The 19,058-nt window shown below is 59.3% G+C and carries 15 protein-coding genes; 7 read left to right on the top strand and 8 right to left on the bottom strand.

Annotated elements, in window-relative coordinates; translation table 11 throughout:
• The first annotated feature begins 341 nt into the window (after positions 1-341).
• Positions 342-680, top strand: coding sequence for a P-II family nitrogen regulator (locus tag ACQY7U_RS15845; RefSeq protein ID WP_428646192.1), 339 nt, complete (start codon positions 342-344; stop codon positions 678-680).
• Between the two features lie 129 nt (positions 681-809).
• A complete protein-coding gene (glnA, locus tag ACQY7U_RS15840; protein WP_428646189.1) occupies positions 810-2,219 on the top strand; it encodes a type I glutamate--ammonia ligase in 1,410 nt (469 codons plus the stop codon).
• A gap of 109 nt (positions 2,220-2,328) precedes the next feature.
• Here glnA and ACQY7U_RS15835 read toward each other — a convergent pair whose 3' ends face one another.
• The 4 genes from ACQY7U_RS15835 to ACQY7U_RS15820 form a co-directional block, all read right to left on the bottom strand.
• The gene (locus ACQY7U_RS15835) at positions 2,329-2,922 is read right to left on the bottom strand and encodes a TetR/AcrR family transcriptional regulator (protein WP_428646186.1); all 594 of its coding nucleotides are present in this window, start codon (positions 2,920-2,922) and stop codon (positions 2,329-2,331) included.
• A 51-nt stretch (positions 2,923-2,973) separates the two neighbouring features.
• Positions 2,974-3,579, bottom strand: coding sequence for a hypothetical protein (locus ACQY7U_RS15830; RefSeq protein WP_428646184.1), 606 nt, complete (start codon positions 3,577-3,579; stop codon positions 2,974-2,976).
• Between the two features lie 237 nt (positions 3,580-3,816).
• Positions 3,817-4,863, bottom strand: coding sequence for a P1 family peptidase (locus ACQY7U_RS15825; RefSeq protein ID WP_428646181.1), 1,047 nt, complete (start codon positions 4,861-4,863; stop codon positions 3,817-3,819).
• A gap of 110 nt (positions 4,864-4,973) precedes the next feature.
• On the bottom strand, positions 4,974-5,243 hold the full coding sequence (locus ACQY7U_RS15820) for a tyrosyl-tRNA synthetase (RefSeq protein WP_428646178.1): 270 nt from the start codon (positions 5,241-5,243) through the stop codon (positions 4,974-4,976).
• Between the two features lie 163 nt (positions 5,244-5,406).
• Here ACQY7U_RS15820 and ACQY7U_RS15815 point away from each other — a divergent pair, with 163 nt between their 5' ends.
• Together ACQY7U_RS15815 and tyrS are read left to right on the top strand one after the other, a co-directional pair.
• Complete coding sequence (locus tag ACQY7U_RS15815) at positions 5,407-5,625, top strand: hypothetical protein (RefSeq protein WP_428646175.1); 219 nt, start codon at positions 5,407-5,409, stop codon at positions 5,623-5,625.
• 134 nt (positions 5,626-5,759) lie between these two features.
• On the top strand, positions 5,760-7,013 hold the full coding sequence (gene tyrS / locus ACQY7U_RS15810) for a tyrosine--tRNA ligase (RefSeq protein WP_428646173.1): 1,254 nt from the start codon (positions 5,760-5,762) through the stop codon (positions 7,011-7,013).
• Positions 7,014-7,068: 55 nt separating this feature from the next.
• Here tyrS and ACQY7U_RS15805 read toward each other — a convergent pair whose 3' ends face one another.
• The gene (locus tag ACQY7U_RS15805; protein ID WP_428646171.1) at positions 7,069-10,263 is read right to left on the bottom strand and encodes an AsmA-like C-terminal domain-containing protein; all 3,195 of its coding nucleotides are present in this window, start codon (positions 10,261-10,263) and stop codon (positions 7,069-7,071) included.
• Between the two features lie 297 nt (positions 10,264-10,560).
• Here ACQY7U_RS15805 and bcp point away from each other — a divergent pair, with 297 nt between their 5' ends.
• The 3 genes from bcp (at position 10,561) to ACQY7U_RS15790 (ending at position 13,341) form a co-directional block, all read left to right on the top strand.
• Positions 10,561-11,028 (top strand): thioredoxin-dependent thiol peroxidase, encoded by a 468-nt coding sequence (gene bcp, locus ACQY7U_RS15800; protein WP_428646168.1) that lies wholly within the window; start codon positions 10,561-10,563, stop codon positions 11,026-11,028.
• A gap of 36 nt (positions 11,029-11,064) precedes the next feature.
• A complete protein-coding gene (locus ACQY7U_RS15795; RefSeq protein WP_428646165.1) occupies positions 11,065-11,898 on the top strand; it encodes a ferritin-like domain-containing protein in 834 nt (277 codons plus the stop codon).
• A 90-nt stretch (positions 11,899-11,988) separates the two neighbouring features.
• Positions 11,989-13,341 carry a M23 family metallopeptidase gene (locus ACQY7U_RS15790; protein ID WP_428646163.1) on the top strand — a complete coding sequence of 451 codons (1,353 nt, stop codon included), beginning with the start codon at positions 11,989-11,991 and terminating at the stop codon, positions 13,339-13,341.
• A gap of 57 nt (positions 13,342-13,398) precedes the next feature.
• On the opposite strand, the gene prfB is transcribed toward ACQY7U_RS15790, so the two are convergent.
• From prfB to ACQY7U_RS15775, 3 genes are all read right to left on the bottom strand, one after another.
• Positions 13,399-14,530 (bottom strand): peptide chain release factor 2 gene (gene prfB / locus ACQY7U_RS15785; protein WP_428646161.1). Its coding sequence is split into 2 segments (ribosomal slippage): positions 13,399-14,460 and positions 14,462-14,530, totalling 1,131 coding nucleotides; the frame shifts between segments, so codons are not numbered across the junction.
• Between the two features lie 221 nt (positions 14,531-14,751).
• Positions 14,752-17,223 (bottom strand): penicillin-binding protein 1A, encoded by a 2,472-nt coding sequence (locus ACQY7U_RS15780; RefSeq protein ID WP_428646251.1) that lies wholly within the window; start codon positions 17,221-17,223, stop codon positions 14,752-14,754.
• Between the two features lie 188 nt (positions 17,224-17,411).
• Entirely contained in the window at positions 17,412-18,722 is a 1,311-nt protein-coding gene (locus ACQY7U_RS15775) for an N-acetylmuramoyl-L-alanine amidase (protein ID WP_428646158.1), read from the bottom strand.
• Between the last annotated feature and the right edge of the window lie 336 nt (positions 18,723-19,058).

Below are 19,058 nucleotides of genomic sequence, written 5' to 3'. Positions count from 1 at the left end.
CACCCCACCCTGCCCTGAGCCCGGCATTTTTGTCGAGTGCCTCGGATTTGAACTCAAAAGAAGCGGCCTTCTGCTCAATTCATGTGCAATCTGCACATTTTTTGACCAATGACGCACCGCAAAACGGTCCACCTCGACTTCCGACAGCATACATGTGCCGCTTTTGGTGGCGGAAATCCCGGCACATGAAAAAAATCTGCAGACCCGCCCCGGGTTGGCACACATCGTGCTAATGAGCAGCAACGGTCCCTCCGGGCCCGCTGGGTCCGTTCGACCCAAGCAACCGGAACCAAAAGACCAGCCGCACATTCGGCCTGATAAGTGGAGAGAGACAAAAGGTGATGAAAAAGATCGAGGCGATCATCAAACCCTTCAAACTTGATGAGGTCAAAGAAGCTCTTCAGGAGGTCGGCCTCCAGGGTATCACCGTGACGGAGGCCAAGGGCTTCGGCCGCCAGAAAGGCCATACGGAACTTTATCGCGGCGCCGAATATGTTGTCGATTTTCTGCCGAAGGTGAAAGTCGAGATTGTACTTGGCGACGACATGGTCGAAAAGGCCGTCGACGCGATCCGCAACGCTGCGCAAACTGGCCGCATTGGCGACGGCAAGATTTTCGTATCAAACATCGAAGAGGCGGTTCGTATCCGGACAGGTGAGTCCGGTATCGACGCCATCTGAGCCACCACATTCCGGTATGCGCCGGCTAACCCAATTCCGGGCTGAGGCAATGCTGCAGAATTTCCAGGCATGCTGCCCGGCCGGAACAAAACCCAACCGTTCACACGAAAAACTAAAGGGATGGACATTATGACCACTGCCGCTGACGTCCTGAAGGAAATTCAGGAAAAGGACGTGAAATTCGTCGACCTGCGCTTTACCGACCCCAAGGGTAAAATGCAGCACGTCACCATGGACGTTGCACTCGTTGACGAAGACATGTTCGCTGAAGGCGTTGCCTTCGACGGCTCGTCTATTGCAGGCTGGAAGGCCATCAACGAGTCCGACATGATGCTGATCCTGGATCCGGAATCGGCTCACATGGACCCGTTCTTCGCTCAGTCCACCATGGCGATCTTCTGCGATATCGTCGATCCGGTTACAGGTGAAGGCTACAACCGCGACCCGCGCATGACCGCGAAGAAGGCAGAAGCCTACGTCAAGTCCGGCGGCTTCGGCGACACAGTCTTCGTCGGCCCGGAAGCAGAGTTCTTCATGTTCGACGACGTGCGCTTCAACGCCGACCCGTACAACACCGGCTTCATCCTGGACAGCTCCGAACTGCCGTCCAACATGGGCTCCGAATACGAAACCGGCAACCTCGGCCACCGTCCGCGCACCAAGGGCGGCTACTTCCCGGTTCCGCCGGTCGACAGCGCGCAGGACATCCGCTCCGAAATGCTGTCCGTCATGGCTGAAATGGGCGTTCCGACCGAAAAGCACCACCACGAGGTGGCAGCTGCCCAGCACGAACTCGGCATGAAGTTCGACCACCTGACCCGCTGCGCCGACAACATGCAGGTCTACAAGTACGTCGTTCATCAGGTCGCCCACGCTTACGGCAAGACCTCCACGTTCATGCCGAAGCCGGTCTTCGGCGACAACGGCACCGGCATGCACTGCCACCTGTCGATCTGGAACAACGGCGAGCCGACCTTCGCCGGCAACCAGTACGCCGATCTTTCCGAATCCTGCCTGTACTTCATCGGCGGTATTCTGAAGCATGCCAAGGCCCTGAACGCCTTCACCAACCCGTCCACCAACTCCTACAAGCGTCTGGTGCCGGGCTATGAGGCTCCGGTTCTGCTGGCCTACTCCTCGCGCAACCGTTCGGCTTCCTGCCGTATTCCGTTCACGTCTTCTCCGAAGGCGAAGCGCGTTGAAGTCCGCTTCCCGGATCCGACCGCGAACCCGTACCTGTGCTTCTCCTCCCTGCTGATGGCCGGCCTTGACGGCATCAAGAACAAGATCCATCCGGGCGACGCAATGGACAAGAACCTCTACGACCTTCCGGCGGAAGAACTCGCAGAGATCCCGACCGTCTGCGGCTCCCTGCGCGAAGCCCTGGAAGCCGTCGATGCGGACCGCGAATTCCTGAAGGCCGGCGGCGTGTTCGACGACGACCAGATCGACGCTTACATCGAGCTGAAGATGGAAGAAGTCGAGCGTTACGAAATGACCCCGCACCCGGTCGAATTCGACATGTACTACTCCGTCTAATCCTCAGGCGATTTCAAACGGGAAAGGCCGGGCAGTTTGCCCGGCCTTTTTCGTTCGGAACCAAATCGTTCCGGCCCGCTCCATCCGGCGCCAGCAAGAGCTTGCCGCATCATGCCGACAGGGACTGAAGATAGCCGGTCAACGCGGTGCGCGTGTCTGTCTCGATATCGACTTTTCCGTCGCTCACCAACCACAACAGATGCAGCCCCTCCAGCAGCGCGACCAGGCTTTTTGCTGCTTCCGCCGAATTGACCTGCCGGAATTCCCCCGAAGCTACCCCGGAGGCGATCAGGTCCTCAACAGCGTCGGTATAGGCCTCGTAATACGTGGCAAGAGCAGCTTTGGTCGCCGCATGGCGTGCGGCAAGCGCCATGAATTCCAAGCCCAGATTTGCATAGGCCTTCGTCGCTGTGAGCCGTGCTGTCGTTTTGGAACTCCAGTTCATAAGGGCCGATGCCGGACTTCCACCCGCCTCACTCGACGCCTGCAGCTCAGCCAGCGCTTCTTCCAGAAAAGCATCCAGCAAGGCGGAAACAAGATCCTCCTTGGTCTTGAAATAAAGATAGACCGTTGCCTTGCTGATACCTGCCCGTTTGGCGATGTCTTCCATCCTTGCGCTTGCCAGGCCATCTCGCGCAAAAACCTCCATGGCTGCTTGAAGAATTTGCGGAATTCGCTCTGCACTCATGTCGGGACGCGGCAAGTCGATCTCCCTTCTGCGGCAATCTCGTTCATAACCTGTCGACGCCCCTTTTCAACGATCGCCAGCCGGTTCGGGGCGAAATGGCGCTTCCTTCAAGGCATGCCCCAAAATCAGCTTGAGCAACAGGAGCGGCAAAAACCATTGCAAACCGGCGATATCAAAGGGCGGCAGCCCCGCCAGACAGATACCGATTGCAACCAGCCCGAAGGCGGAAGGCCGCCGCAAGTAAAGCGGCAGAGCCAGCACCAGAACCGCGGACGCCAGGAGGAAGGCCGCCGTCAATCCGAAGTAAGTCAGCGGAACCGTACTGAATAGCCAGGCAACCACCGCCAGATGCAACAGATGAGCAGCTACAAACCGCAAATGCCCAGACGTCGTTACCCCGGCGCGATGAAACCATCGCTTCGCAGAATTGGCGGCATTCGTGACAACACCGCCGCTGATATCAAGCGCAAGCACCCCGGCGGCCGCGATTTGCACCCAGGTGGCCTCTTTGCCGACAACCGCAAGAAACAGACCGAAGCAGATGCAGGCCAAAACCCCGCCGAAAACAATCTGCACCCATTCTTCTTCGCCGGTTGCTCCAGGCCCTACAAAAACATCCCACTTCCCGGCCAGGCCATCGCGCGGCGGAGGTGGTGTCCAATCGATTTTCAAAGGTAACTCGCTTAATAATAACTGACTAGTCAGTTATTATCCTCGCAACCTGTCCCTGTCCAGCCAAATCCGGCAGTTCCTGTTCTGGCCCCCAGAAGATTTGCGGGATATTTTTCGCAACCAGGCACTTTCACGAGGCACACACGGCCGCCCGCTAACGCCGCTGGTTGCCGGACAGGAAAACAGACTCCCGGCTTGTAAAGCCATTTGCTGACGGCGAATGAGAAAGCTCTCCCGTCACTTACCCTGCTCAGTTAGCCAATCCGCCAGCGACGGACGCTTGTTGCGACCGCGCCCGCGCATGGCCGGTGACGCAATCATCGCGTTCAGGACCGCTTCCTGCGTGGTTTCGACTGCAGCCTGAAACAAGGGATCGATTTTATCCTCATGAAGAATATCGCGTGCGATGAAATCGCTTTCAGTAAAGTGAGGGAGTCGGTAAGCGGTTGAAAAGGCGAGCGCAATATCACCGCTGCCATTACCGTAATAGGCTCCGAGCCGGGCAAGCCCGGCCCCTGCCCGCCTGGCAACCCGCTTGAGCTGACGGCTTTCCAGCGGCACGTCCGTTGCCAGAAGGATGATGACGGAGCCGCGCTCCTCCACCTTTTTCAGGTCCTTGTGGTGCGGCCGACGGCCGTCGGGCAGGACCAGATCCCCCGGCTTGCCGAAGTTCGCCAGCACCAATGCTCCCAGCGTGAAGGTGCGCCCATCCAGAGTGAAAACGCGGGAAGCCGAGCCGATGCCGCCCTTGAAGCCGAAGGCGCTCATACCGGTCCCGGCACCGACGCTGCCTTGTTCGAATTTCGGGGAAGCAGCCTCGAGCGCAGATATGGCATTCGCTTCCGTCAGCGCCATGGCCTGGATATCGCTCAGATAACCGTCGTTGCATTCCATCACCACCGGATTGACGGTCCCGGTCGAGCGGCCGATTTCCGGATTATCCGCAATCGCGCGCTTGATCAGTGCATTGGCGCCGGTGCCGACACCGAATGTGTTGGTCAGAAGGACCGGCGTCTCCAGCGTGCCGAGTTCATCAACCTGAATGAGCCCGGCGCTCTTGCCGAAGCCGTTGATGACCTCGACCGCCGCAGGCACTTTTTCCCGAAAGAGATTGCCTTGATGCGGCAGCAGGGCCGTGAAGCCGGTTCTGAGGTCCCCTTCGTTCAGTGTGACATGACCAACGGTGACGCCGGCAACGTCCGCGATGGTGTTTGCCGGACCTGGCTCCATCGAGCCGCAGACAAGACCGTTAGACCGTGAAGGAGATGGAGACGCAGAAGACATGAGGCACCGTTGGTCAGATTCGCTGCGCCTATTAGACAGGCACGGAAACCGGCATCTCAACACGAAAAAGCCTCCCGAAGGAGGCCGTTTCCGATTTATGGGGCGCCGGATCAGTAGCAGACCTGGCGATAGCCGACGACGACATAGCGGCCGGCATAGGGGTTCCAGCGGCGGACGGCCCGGTTGTGGCAACGCACCGGTGTGTAGTAGCGCGGCTGGGCCTGCGAGGCGATGATGGCACCGGCGGCAAACCCGATGATGGCACCGGCGGCGATGGCGCCTGCGCGGTTCTTGGCCTGGGCTTCGCTTGGGGTGACGGCGACGGCGGCCGTGGCAATGGTAGCGACGGCGACGGCGGCAATGGCAAACTTGCGAAACATGACGTCTCCTCTCTGGTATTTCCTGGCGGCTTCCTCACCGCTGATGAAACCAGCCTAGCTCGCACCGCGTGTTCGCGCTGTGACCGTCATCACGTAGCGTCACTTCACGTGCCCTGCTATGTATCGGGCGTCTCAACTGGTTCTTTTGAAAGGAAAACGGGAAATGTGGGCAATCGTGGCGGTCTCGATCCAGTTGCTGTCCGGTCCCAATGTCTGGGCCGTGACGGAAGAAGGCACCTTCGAAAGCGAAGCGGCCTGTCAATCCGCACTCGAAGGCGCGGTTCCAAGAACGCTGACAGATGCCATGCGCATTGCCTGGGAAGAAGGTGAACTGAAATATATTTGTATCAAGGTGCGTGGCAGCACCCCGGCGCCGAATTGACCGCAATGCCGTCAAAAACGGATAGTCCGGCCGGATTTCCAGGAAGCTGCAATTTACAAGTCCTGCCGCACACGGTAGAGCACGTCCAAAGTTTTGCCCGATGGCATCAACAGACGTAGGACGGACAGGCAGGCATGAGCGAGTTCAAATCGGACTTTCTTGGCGTTCTTTCGGAACGCGGTTTCATTCACCAGATTTCCGACCCGAAAGGGCTCGATGAACTTTGCGCCAAGGAAACCGTCACCGCCTATATCGGCTTTGACTGCACCGCGCCAAGCCTTCATGCCGGTTCCCTCGTGCCGATCATGATGCTGCACTGGTTCCAGAAGACCGGGCACCGGCCGATCGCGCTTATGGGCGGCGGAACCACCCGCGTGGGCGATCCTTCCGGCAAGGATGAGTCCCGCAAGATCCTCACCGAAGAGACGATCGAGGAAAACAAGGCCGGCATCAGGAAGGTCTTCGAAAAGCTGCTGACTTTCGGCGACGGTCCGACCGACGCCATCATGCTGGACAACGCCGACTGGCTCCTGAAACTTAACTATGTCGACTTTCTGCGAGACATCGGCAGGCATTTCTCCGTCAACCAGATGATCCAGCGCGACAGTGTCCGCCTGCGTCTGGAGCGCGAGCAGCATCTGTCCTTCCTGGAATTCAACTACATGCTGCTGCAGGGATACGACTACCTGGAGCTTTACCGGCGCACCGGCTGCCGGCTGCAGATGGGCGGCTCCGACCAGTGGGGCAATATCCTTTCCGGCACAGATCTCGTCCGCCGCCTGACGGATACGGAGGCCTTCGCGCTCACCTCGCCGCTCCTGACGACCTCCTCCGGCGCCAAGATGGGCAAGACCGCCGCCGGCGCCGTCTGGCTGAACGAGGAACAGCTCTCCTCCTATGATTACTGGCAGTACTGGCGCAACACCGAGGATGCGGACGTTGAACGCTTCCTGAAGCTCTTCACCGTATTGCCCATGGACGAGATTGCCCGCCTGGCCGCGCTGGAAGGCTCGGAAATCAACGAAGCGAAGAAGATCCTGGCAACGGAAGCGACTGCCCTGATCCATGGCCGCGAAAAGGCGGACGCCGCCGCCGAAACGGCCCGCAAGGCCTTCGAGGAAGGTCAGTCCGCCGAAGGTCTTCCGACGGTCGAGGTTGCCAAAGCAGACCTTGAAGCCGGCATCGGCGTGCTTGCGGCCTTCGTCACCGCCGGCCTTTGCGCCTCGAACGGCGAAGTCCGCCGGAACATCAAGGGTGGAGCCGTCAGGATCAACGACAAGGGCGAGCAGGACGACAAACGTCAGCTCTCCGCCGATGACATCACCGAGGACGGCGTCATCAAGCTGTCGCTCGGCAAGAAGAAGCACGTTCTCCTGAAGCCGGTTTGAGCGGAAGCTGCCTTCGACACCGAAAGAAGCCGGGCATCAGTCCGGCTTTTTTGATTCAGTTCGACTGAAACTCGAACATCTTCCGGAAGATGCCCGGTGCGATGGCGGAGATCGGATTAACCGTCAGGACCGGATCGCTCACGGAGCCGGAAAGGCGGTAGGTAACGCCAATGAGTCCTTCACCGGAGCTGCCGCCGAGGGCAAAGCCGAGCAAGGGGATCTTGGCGAAGAAGTTGTTGAGCGCGTAAATCGGCACGAAGGTTCCGGTCAGGTTCAGTGTCTGCGCCGCCAGATCGACTGTGCCGCTGACCGTTCCGCCAAGCGCCTTGCCCTGAAGTGCACCGCGGGAAATCGCCAGAACATCCCCTTCCCGCGTGAAATTGACATCAAGCGTGTCGAAGTTGGCAGACCCTTCCACGTCCTTCAGTACGGTGGAGGCGGCGTTCGAATTGTTGCGCGACCGGTCCTGAGCCCGTATGCGCTTGATTGCCGGATCTTCCGTGATGCGCAGGCTGCGCACGTTGAATTCCCCGACCCAGCTGTCTTCATCCGCCATCGCGACGTTGAGCGTTCCCTTGCCGCCCCGCATGCGTTCGTAAAGGTCCAGGAAGCGAAGAGTTGCACCGGTATTGGCGAACCGGCCGTTGGCGACCTGTGATCCTCCCTCCTCGGTAACGGTAAACTCGAATTCCGCCCTGCCGTTGACGAGCCCGCGCAAGTCCGTGGACGCGAGCCCTTTGCTGGTCGTTTCGATCTTCCCGGTAAACCCGTCGAGCGTCTGCTTGTTGAAGCCGGTCACACGATCAATCGTGGCGGCGATCCTGGAGCCGCTTTCAAAATTTCCCTCGCCCTTGCTTCCGCCCGGGCTGAGGATGCTGCGGATCAGGCCTCGGCCATCAAAGGATGCGCCGGCAAAGATGATATCGTAGCGCCCGCCTGCTCCGCGCTGGATGTCAACTTCGACATCGTCGCCTGGGCGAAGTTTGAACGTGTCGAAGGAAGCATTGATCAGATCGCCCTCGAGCGACAGGTTCATGCTGCCGCGTACGTCCGCCCCTTCCGACTTCAATCGGAAGTTCCGGATCCGCCGTTCCCCCTCCGTTTCCACCAGCTTGAAGGAGGCCGTTGCCGGTACGCCCTTTGCCTTCTGCCATCCGAGCGCCTGCAGGCGAACAAGCGTCTTTTGCAGGTCGATGGCAAACTCCTGCCCGTCGCTTGCCTTGGCGACGCTCAAGGTCATGTCCCCTTGAAGAAAGTCCGTGAGGTCGATCCCCTTCTTCTTGAGCTGATCCGCAGTCACAGAAACGATGACATCCTGCCGGCCCTCGACGCCGGAACCGCCGAGCGGCACGATCAAATCGATATCGGCCTTCAGCCCGTCCAGGACCCCCCTGCCGGTAATCGCGACCTGCTCACGGTCGGCGTCCAGCCTCAGATCGGCACTCTCGACGGTGTGGCCCAGGATTGGATTGGTATCTGTAAAGTCCCTTAATTCACCGGTCGCCTGCCAGACGACGTCGGCAAGGTCGATCTGTTTGGCCATGGGAAAACGCGCATCGATATCCAGCACGCCGGCCCCGCTGACGCCGCCGTTTTTCAATTGGGCGCGGTCAAGAACCCGAAAAGGGGCACTGTTCACGAGCGAGCCGAGATCGGCAGCCTTTCCCTCCATCCTGGCTTTGATCCGGGCCGTCTTTCCATCCCGTAAGGTGAGGTTGAAGATCTTGAATATCCCGGACGGTAGCGTCACGTCTCCCCCGTCGGAGGCGGTGGTGATACCATCGGTCGCTTCGACGGTCAGCGTTTCATCCTTGACGGTCAACGTCCCGTTGATCCCCCTGATCTCGGGCACGTCGCCGACCGGTGTCACCGCCCCACCGGAAAAAGTCATGTCGATCCGCATATCGTTGCCGGACCAGCCCGGATCCGGATCGCGGTGATCGAAGCCCGGAGGACGAATAGCTCCGGTAAAGGAGGCGTTTTCGATCGTTCCCGCCTTGATCCGCTCGTTCACCCAGCGCCGCACGGGCGGCACGAGCGTGATCGGCCAGACCTGTTTGGCAAGAGCGACAGGTATCTTCTCCGCGTCCATGGCGAGCGCCAGATACGGACCTTTGGGGGTTACCTGCAACGTCCCGACGCCGTGCAGCACCGCCTTGCCCGAACGCGCTATGATCCGGTCGAAAGTCAGCAGACTGGCGTGCGGATCGAAACGGGCCCGGACCTGTATTCCATCCAGCATCTGGATCTCTTCGACAACATCGACCGAACCGAACTGCGGGTATTTGGAGTCGAGGCGGATCTGCCAGTCAGACGATCCTTTCGGATCGGGTGCGATGGATCCCGTAAAGAAGATCCGGGTATTGCCCCGAATGACGTGGGACTTTGTGATTTCAACCGAGCTGCTGTCAGCCCGGAAAAGCAACGAGACCGCCGCGTCGTCGAATGCCACCAGCGTCTTGCCAAGCTGGAACCAGCCGTTGCGGACCCGAGCAACCGCGTTGGAAGAAATGAACTTGCCGTCTCCCGTCAGACTGGCCTCGATCTTGGCGGAAGCCGGAAGGCGAAGGCCCTTCCCCGGCTTGATGGGAGCGTTCGGCCCCAGCAGCTCTGCCAGCGTGATGCCATTGACAACAACTCCGATGTTTTTCTCCGCACCACCTTCCGGGGCGCTGCGTGCAAGTTCCAGCCGCCAGTTGGAAACATTGCCGGACACTTTGGCAAAGGCGCGGATCTGCCGGTTCTCGTTCCGGAAAATATCCGCATCGATATCGTCGAAATGCCGAGGCAGCGCCCCGGTTAGATCAATGGCAGCGCCTCGGATCTGTACGAACTCCAGCCCGCGGCGGGCGAACTGGTCATCGACAACATCGCTGATCCGGTCGACAGCCTCCATGAGCGGCCCCATTTCCGGCACCTTTGCCGGACCGCCTTTCAACATGACCTTCAGACGCGGCTTGTCCAGGACAAGCGAGGAAAAATGGATTTTGCCCGACAAAAGCGCATCGACATTCAGCGGAGCGGTCAATCTGGGCAGTTTGAGGCTGACCGGCGACGGACCCGCGATTTCCGCAAGGGCCCCTTCCAGAACGACCTCCACGCCATCTGGCGCCGTAAGGTCGATAAGTGCACGATCGACGGACAAGGTCACCGGACCACGCGTACCCTGCATCGCAAGCAGGCTGCCCAGCAACGGGACTCGCACGGGTCCGGACGCGAACAGGGCCGCGACACCGGCAAGAGCAAACACTATTACCGCAAGGACAGCAAAACGCAGAAACTTACGTTTGCCTTTTTGCGATTTGGCTGCTGCCGATCCTGATGCTCCGCCGGTTTGATCCAACTAATTCAGTCCGTGTTTCGCCTGCAGGCATCCTCAGGCACTTTCGTTTCGCGCAAGACGGCGCACAGGTATGCCTGCGCAGCATTGAACGAGTCGCTGGGCAGACTATGATACCGCGATTGCGGTACAAAAAGCGACCGGCACCAGTGTCCCGGCAGCGGGCCTCCGGCATTAACGCGTGAACTATGACAGAAGGAAGGCACGATGGGCGACTTGGCCATTGGCGATGCAGCACCGGATTTCGATCTTGAGAGCGATGGTAGCGGCAGGATTTCACTGAAGGCTTTATTAGGAAAACCCCTGGTGGTGTATTTTTATCCCAAGGACAACACCCCGGGCTGCACCACGGAAGCCATCGATTTTTCTGCAAGAATGGAAGAATTCGAAAAGCTGGGCGTTACGATTGTCGGCCTGTCGCCGGATTCGGCACGCAAACACGACAATTTCATCGCGAAACACAATCTGACCGTTCGCCTCGCTGCGGATACGGAAACGGTAGCTGCGCAGGCCTATGGTGTCTGGGTTGAAAAATCCATGTACGGCAAGAAATACATGGGCATCGATCGTTCCACTTTTCTTGTGGACTCCGAGGGCAAAATTGCCCAGATCTGGCGCAAGGTGAAAGTGCAAGGTCATGCCGACGAGGTCCTGGAAGCCGCCAGGGCGCTTTAGCCTCCAGGCCCAAACACAGAAGACATAGTCAGAAGAATGACCGAGAGTTCCCGTCAGATACCTGCCACCCTGGTGGCAGGCGCCCGCGCCATTGTTTCAGCACCGGACACTTCGGAAAAGGTCAGTCTGGCCTATGCGGTTTCAAGGGCCTGGTTTCAGCGGGAGCTTGCCTTGGGCTCGCCGTCGCGGGACGGGCGCATGCCGGACCGGCCCGGTCGCCCCGGCCGGCCGCAGTTGCTGCCTCCCCGTGACATGCCCAAACGCAGCCTCAAGGGAAAAGCCGGACGCCTGGCACTGCTTCACTCCCTGGCTCATATCGAGCTCAATGCGGTCGACCTGACCTGGGACCTGATCGGCCGCTTTGCACACATCCGCCTGCCCCGGTCCTACTATGACGATTGGGTCCGGGTCGGGCTGGAGGAAGCCAAGCATTTCTCGATGCTTCAGGACCGGCTTGCGAAACTCGACGCGTCCTATGGCGACATGCCCGCCCATGACGGTCTCTGGCAGGCAGCCCAGGACACCGGTCATGACCTGGCGGCACGGCTTGCCATCATTCCGCTGGTTCTGGAAGCGCGCGGGCTCGATATCACACCGCCCATGATCGAAAAGGCACGCTCCGCCGGTGACGACGAGACAGCTAGGTGCCTGGAGGTGATCTACAGGGATGAAAAGAATCATGTCGCCTTTGGCGCAAAATGGTTCCGGTTCCTTTGCGACCGGCAGGGAATCAGACCGGAGCCGGCCTTCCACGCCTTTGTCCGGCAGCACTTCAGGGGAGCATTGAAACCGCCTTTCAATGACCGGGCTCGCTCGGAAGCTGGCCTAACCCCCGGTTTTTACAAGCCGCTTGCCTCTCTCGTAGGGTAAATTTCACAACCATGAAGACGAATTATTAACCTTACCAAACTCTAATCAGGCTCAGTTCTTTTGCAGAATGCAGGCAGTGACTGAGTGATCATGCAACAGCGCCAGGAAACGACGCGGACCTATCAAGCGCCCCGAACAGCGCGCCATCACCCGACACCAAAACCGGGTGTGAAATCGACCACATACAGTGTGCGTCCTGTGCATCTGGTGTGTGGCGCGATCGCGTGTGTAACCGCGACCCTGGCCGTTGCCGGATCAGCGGGCTATGCCCTCATGCGCAGCGACCTGCTGGCCGAGGCCAGTGCGGAACGCACGGAGCTGGTTCTGGAATATCAGGATCACATCGACCGGCTCAGGGCGGAAATCGAAATCCTTACAAGCCGCCAGATGGTCGACCGCGAGAGCGTGGAGATCAAGGTGATGGATGTGCTGCGCCGTCAGCAGGATCTCAACCAGCGCCACGCAATCGTCGCCGATCTGGTTGCACGCGCCGAAAGCGTCGGTATCTACCTCAACAACGACCAGCCCGTACCGCAGCAAAAGCCGGACATCGACGCCGGAACTCTGGCGTCGGCCCAGCAAGAAGACAGATCCGCGATCGGCGGTGAAAGCGAACTGATTGACGAACCCGTCAAGGCCCTTGGTCTCCGGGACGGGTCAAGCAAGACCTTCGACCCGCTCGCCATTCTTCAGCAGCCCGTCGCGGCCGAAGGCAACACTTCCGCCGAGTTAAAAAAAAACTCTGAAAAACAGGCCGCTCTCGACGCAGTAAAAGCGCAAGTCCTCGAGATGGATGAAGAGAGCACCGTTGCGGTTGACGCCATCACCATCGCGACCGAATCCCGCATCGAGGACATCCTCGGCATTACGCGCAAAATCACCCCGCACCTGAATACGGTCCTGCGCAAAAAAACAGCGGTCGGCGGCCCGTTCCTTCCGGTTACGGACGACAATTTTCCGGAAAGACTGGATCGGGCAAACAAGGCGTTGAGCGCGCTTCACCGGGTCAAGTTCGCCGCCCTGCGGCTACCGGTAAAGCGCCCCCTTAACGCGGCCGCTGTTTCCAGCAGTTTCGGCCCCCGCGTGGACCCTTTCCTCGGCCGCCTTGCAATGCACACTGGTACGGACTTCAAGGCCCCCTATGGTGCGCGCGTTTATTCCACGGCCCCCGGAACCGTGATCAGTGCCGGCCGGAAAGGCGGCTACGGCAAGATGGTCGAGATCCGCCATGCCAATGGTTTCACCACGCGCTATGCGCACATGAGCCGCATCCACGTGTCGGAAGGCGATCATGTGCTGGCCGGCGACCTGATTGGCAATGTCGGCTCCACAGGCCGGTCGACCGGCGCACATCTGCACTATGAAATCCGGAAGGCGGACAAGCCGACCAATCCGTTGCCGTTCCTGACCGCAGGCGACAAGCTGTCAGCTCTCGCTCTATGAAAAACGGGGCCCGAAGGCCCCGCTTGAACGATTCTAACGGTTGCTGCAGTTGCAGACCTATTCGATGTCCTCGACTTCGACAGGATCACCACCAAAGACCCGCTGGGCCAGTGCCGCTTCCATGAACTTGTCGAGATCACCGTCCAGAACATCTCCGGGTGACGTGCTTTCAACGCCGGTGCGAAGATCCTTCACAAGCTGGTAGGGTTGCAGCACGTAAGAACGGATCTGGTGTCCCCAGCCGATATCCGTCTTGGAGGCAGCTTCCGCGTTGGCCGCTTCTTCCCGCTTTTTCAGCTCGGCTTCGTAAAGCCGCGCCTTCAGCATGCCCCAGGCTGTCGCCCGGTTCTTGTGCTGCGAGCGTTCCGACTGGCACTGCACCACGATCCCTGTCGGCTGGTGCGTGATACGCACGGCCGAATCCGTCGTGTTTACGTGCTGTCCACCCGCACCGGAGGCACGGTAGGTGTCGATCCGGCAATCGCTTTCGTTGATGTCGATCTCGATCGAATCGTCGATCACCGGATAAACCCAGGCACTGGAGAAGCTCGTGTGCCGGCGGGCATTGCTGTCATAGGGCGAAATCCGGACGAGGCGGTGCACGCCCGACTCTGTCTTCAGCCAGCCATAGGCGTTCTCGCCCTTGATCAGCAGCGTCGCTGACTTGATACCCGCCTCTTCACCGTCGTGATACTCCAGGATCTCGACCTTGAAGCCGTGCTTCTCGGCCCATCGGCGATACATGCGCAGAAGCATGGATGCCCAATCCTGACTCTCCGTGCCCCCCGCACCGGAATTGATTTCCAGGTACGTGTCGTTGGCATCCGCCTCGCCCGACAGCAGAGACTTGAGCTGCAGGTCGTTGACCTTGTCCTTCAGGCCGCGCAACGCGTCTTCCGCATCGGCAACCACCGAGGCGTCACCTTCCATTTCACCAAGCTCGATCAGCTCGATGTTGTCGTTCAGATCCCGCTCCAGCCCCTTGACGCCATTGATGCCGTCGTCAAGCTGTTGGCGCTCGCGCATCAGTTTCTGGGCCTTGGACGGGTCGTTCCACAGCTCCGGGTCCTCGGAAAGGGCGTTCAGTTCGTCCAGCCGGACAATAGCCTGATCCCAGTCAAAGATGCCTCCTCAGCAGGCTTATGGCCTGCTTGATTTCGTCGACGATCGCTTCCATTTCGGCGCGCATCGGGTACCTCGCTAACGTTGAACGGTTCCACCGAATGTAGATACCGGTAAAGCGGTTTCAAACCGCGTGATGGTGTGGATGAAACGGCCCGGCTTCTTGAAGAAGTCCGGGCCGGTAGCACGTCCAGCTAAGATTGGAGCGGGAATTTAGCCGGGCCGCCCGCCGCTGTAAACCACGGAAGCACAGTTGCTGCCGGCCAGAAGCTGTAGCGGACCAACCGGTCAGTAAAGCCCGCCAGTTCCGCTGAGCACGGCGCCCGCCGCTTCCGGAGAAACCGAATGCGGCACGCCCATGGTTTCCTCGAAACCAATGACGGAATAACTGTCCGGCGGAGCCATGCCCGGCTTGAAAGCTTCCAGGATCGAACCAGGTGCTCCTGCTGCCGTGCGCATGCCGGTGCGGCGGTTGATCGGGATGAGCTGAAGGCCACGAGGTACGCGGAATTCCACCGGCGGCTTGTCGGCAAGCGCCTTTTTCACGAAATCGGTGAAGATCGGTGCCGCCACATGCCCACCGGTCGCCCCGCGGCCCATCGGCTTCGGCGTGTCATAACCGACGAACACGCCCACGGCGAGATCCGGCGTGAAACCCATGAACCAGGCGTCTTTCTCGTCGTTGGTCGTGCCGGTCTTGCCGGCAACCGGACGGCCCACCGCCCGGACGGAGGTTGCCGTACCGCGCTGAACAACACCTTCCATCATGGAAGTGATCTGATAGGCAGTCATCGGATCGAGCACCTGCACGCGGTCATCGATCAGCGTCGGCTCGTCCTGACCTTCCCAGTCGTCCTGCGTGCAGCCGTCGCAGATGCGGCTGTCATGTTTGTAGATGGTCCGGCCATAGCGGTCCTGGATGCGGTCGATCAGTGTCGGACGCACCTTCTTGCCGCCATTCGCGATGGTCGCATAAGCGGTCGTCAAACGCAGAACCGTGGTCTCACCCGCCCCCAGAGACATGGAGAGAACAGGCAGCATATTGTCGTAAATGCCGAACCTCTTGGCATATTCGGCCACCAGAGGCATGCCCATGTCCTGCGCCAGACGGACCGTCATGACGTTACGGGACAATTCGACCCCCGTACGCAATGTCGACGGACCGTAGAACTTGCCGCCGTAGTTCTGCGGGCGCCAGGTTCCGAGTCCCGGCCCCTGGCTGATTTCCAGCGGCGCATCCATGATCACGGACGACGGCGTATAGCCGTTGTCGAGAGCCGCGGCATAAAGGAACGGCTTGAAGGAAGATCCCGGCTGCCGATAGGCCTGTGTCGCACGATTGAACTCGCTCTGGGCAAAACTGAAGCCGCCGACCAGGGCAAGAACACGGCCCGTGTAGGGGTCCATGGCGACGATCGCACCTGAGACCTTAGGTATCTGGCGAAGCTCAAAGGTGCCCGGAGCAACCTTGCTTTCCTCGACATAGACGACGTCGCCGGGAGCAAGCACATCGGAAACCGCTTTCGGTGCCGCCCTGTTCACCCGAGCCCACTTCATTGTGTCAAGGAACAGCGGACCGGTCTTGCGCTCCTTGGACAACTGGCCGCTGACCTGCCGTTCGGGCTGCAGGCCGACGCGTGCTTCGCCGCTTCCGCTTTCAAGAACAACTGCCAGTTTCCATTCCGGAATGTCGCTCAAGGCTTCGACCTTCGAAAGATCTACGCCCCAGTCGGCACCGATGGTGATCCGGTCAACAGGGCCGCCCCAGCTTCCACGCTCATGGTCGAATTTGATCAATCCGTCCATAAGGGACTTTCGGGCCATTTTCTGGAGTTCAGGATCCAGCGTGGACCGGACGGAGAGCCCACCCTCATAAAGCCGCTTGTCGCCAAAGATGTCCGCGACCTCGCGGCGGACTTCCTCGGTGAAATATTCCGCGGCAAACAACCTGGAACCGGATTCCCGGGGCTTGACCGTCAGCGGCTTCTTCTTGGCTTCCTCGCCCTCTTCCCGGGTGACGTAGCCATCCTCGATCATGCGCTCGAGCACGTAATTGCGCCGGGCGATCGCAGCTTCCGTCTTTTTGTAGGGATGATAGTTGCTCGGGCCCTTCGGAAGTGCCGCCAGATAGGCAGCTTCCTCAAGATTGAGTTCATGCACCGATTTGTCGAAATAGATCAGCGATGCCGCCGCAACCCCATAGGCTCCGAAACCGAAGTAGATTTCATTGAGATACAACTCGAGGATTTCGTTCTTGGTGTAGGCCTGTTCGATCCGGAGCGACAGAATAGCTTCCTTGACCTTGCGCTCGTAGGCCGCCGACCGGCGATTCTTTTCCTCGCTTACGAGATCCGACAACAGGAAGTTCTTTGCGACCTGCTGCGTAATTGTCGACGCCCCCTCGGGACGGCGCCCGGAACCGTAGTTCTGAAGAAATCGTACGGCTGCGCGGGCGATACCTTCCGGATCGACACCGATGTGGGTGTAGAAATTCTTGTCTTCCGCAGCCACAAAAGCGTGTTGCAACCGGTCCGGAATGGCCTGGATCGGCAGAAACATGCGACGCTGGATGGCGTATTCGGCCATCAGGCTGCCGTCGGAGGCATGAACCCGGGTCATAACCGGCGGCTCGTAGTTTTTCAGCGCGGTATAGTCGGGCAGACCGTCATTGAGATGCTGCAGGTAGATCCATACGCCGGCTGCGATCAGGAGACCGATGACGGTTCCAATCCCGAACAGATAGCCAAATAATTTCACCAAAAATTTCATACTGCGGGCTCGTCTTTCCCCGTCGTCAAGCGCTTCCGGCTTTGTAACATGGATGCAGTCGTCCGACACCAGCGCGCCGGAGGTTATACATTGTTATCAGCCTTCCTCGTGCACCAATATGGCGATGCTGAGGCAATTGCCAGCCTGGACCCTGATTTTCGGAAAGCAATCAAAGCTTTTTACTGCGAGGGGGGCTGCTGCTGCCGCGCGAGCCGAGGACGGAAAAAGCTGTTCACCGCCTCCGTCACGGCCCCGGCCATCCGACCGCGCCATTCGTCGGACACCAGCAGTTTCTCGTCATGCTTGTTAGAAAGATAACCGAGCTCAATCAGGACGGAAGGTACGTCTGGTGCCTTCAAGACACGAAAGCCCGCGGACCTGTGGGGATTGTTGATCAGGCGGACGGAGCTCTTCAGTTCGTTCACAAGCGTCTTGGCGAAATAGGCGGAAAACGAGCGTGTTTCCCTGCGAGCCAGGTCCAGCAGGATGTCCGTGACTTCCAGAGCCTCGACTTCCAGATCGACACCCGCAATCACATCCGACATGTTTTCCGATTCCGCCAGATCCTCGGCAAGCTGGTCCGACGCTTTGTCGGAGAGCGTGTAGACGGTCGAACCGCGCGCATATTTCTGACCGCGTCGAACAGAATCGGCGTGAATGGAAATGAACAGGTCCGCAGCCAGTTCATGACCGATTTCAACCCTTCGTCCGAGGGGAATGAAAGTGTCGTCCTCCCGGGTCAACCGGACATCGTATAACCCGGTTTCGTCGAGCCTCTCCTTCAGCAGCATGGCGAAATCCAGCACGATTGCCTTTTCAAGCGTGCCGGCAACCCCTGTTGCCCCGTTGTCGATGCCGCCATGGCCTGGGTCGAGAACGATCAGCGGCTTCAGGCGGCTCTTCGGCGCCGTCAGCTTGTCGCTTTTGGAGGCAGCCTTTTGCTTTTCGGCCCGGGGCCGAACGGTTCTGGACGCCGTTACGAAACCCGCAAACTCGTCTGGAGTGGACCTTACAAGATCGATGACGAGCCGTGCCGGCTGATCATCGACGGCAGGCAGAAAAAAAGTCTTGTCGACAAGGACCGGCCCCGTCAGATCCATCACGATCCGGGACTTGCCGACCGCAAACAGGCCATACCGCCAATCCGCAACCAGTCCCCTGCCCGCTTCCCCTGACCTTTCGGGAAGGTTGAAGGAAACCTCGGGCATGTCGATAATCAGACGGTACGGATTTGCCAGGCCAGAGATGGCAGGCGTGACCTGCCTGTCCAAATCGAGGACGAATCGCGTGCGGCTATCGTCACCGGCAACCCTTGCGCCGCTTACGACCGGTTTCCCGGTCTCTGCGCCCGCAATTTCCGCCTGCCCGAAAAAAACAAGTGAGCACAACAAGATGATGAGAGCGGACAGCCGGAACGACGCTCCGGTTGCGCGGTTAAACCAGCCAACCTGCGGTATTGCCCCGATTTTCAACTCAATATATCCGGTCATTTCGTTCGCAAACTGTCTGCGCTGAGCCCCTCGGGCTCCTTCTTACGCGATCTTCCGTGGAAGGAAAATGCTTTGCCCGTTTCACATTGCTTGCAATGCGGCGCGGCGGATCGTAAAAGTACCTTACGGATTTCGGTTCGAAACCGATACCTTCCCAGGTGACGAAACTGGGTGTCTATCCACAACGTCATCAAGATCGAGGCCTTTTATCGACAGAACAGAGGCCGTTCTGCCGACACTGGAAGTGGCTGGATCGTGGAGAAACAGGTATCGGCCCTCTTCGAAACCACCCGGATTCGCTGCGGCACGCCTGAATGAAAACGGCTATTCTCCCGG

The organism is Roseibium sp., assembly GCF_050301095.1.
In the GTDB taxonomy this organism is placed as follows: domain Bacteria; phylum Pseudomonadota; class Alphaproteobacteria; order Rhizobiales; family Stappiaceae; genus Roseibium.
The sequence above is the reverse complement of the archived record's forward strand: the minus strand, read 5'-3'. Positions and strand labels throughout refer to the sequence as shown.

Coding starts and splice junctions, on each gene's coding strand:
- ACQY7U_RS15845 (WP_428646192.1), top strand. CDS start 342: ATGAAAAAGATCGAGGCGATCATCAAACCCTTCAAACTTGATGAGGTC.
- glnA (WP_428646189.1), top strand. CDS start 810: ATGACCACTGCCGCTGACGTCCTGAAGGAAATTCAGGAAAAGGACGTG.
- ACQY7U_RS15825 (WP_428646181.1), bottom strand. CDS start 4,863: ATGTCTTCTGCGTCTCCATCTCCTTCACGGTCTAACGGTCTTGTCTGC.
- ACQY7U_RS15820 (WP_428646178.1), bottom strand. CDS start 5,243: ATGTTTCGCAAGTTTGCCATTGCCGCCGTCGCCGTCGCTACCATTGCC.
- ACQY7U_RS15815 (WP_428646175.1), top strand. CDS start 5,407: ATGTGGGCAATCGTGGCGGTCTCGATCCAGTTGCTGTCCGGTCCCAAT.
- tyrS (WP_428646173.1), top strand. CDS start 5,760: ATGAGCGAGTTCAAATCGGACTTTCTTGGCGTTCTTTCGGAACGCGGT.
- bcp (WP_428646168.1), top strand. CDS start 10,561: ATGGGCGACTTGGCCATTGGCGATGCAGCACCGGATTTCGATCTTGAG.
- ACQY7U_RS15795 (WP_428646165.1), top strand. CDS start 11,065: ATGACCGAGAGTTCCCGTCAGATACCTGCCACCCTGGTGGCAGGCGCC.
- ACQY7U_RS15790 (WP_428646163.1), top strand. CDS start 11,989: ATGCAACAGCGCCAGGAAACGACGCGGACCTATCAAGCGCCCCGAACA.
- ACQY7U_RS15775 (WP_428646158.1), bottom strand. CDS start 18,722: ATGACCGGATATATTGAGTTGAAAATCGGGGCAATACCGCAGGTTGGC.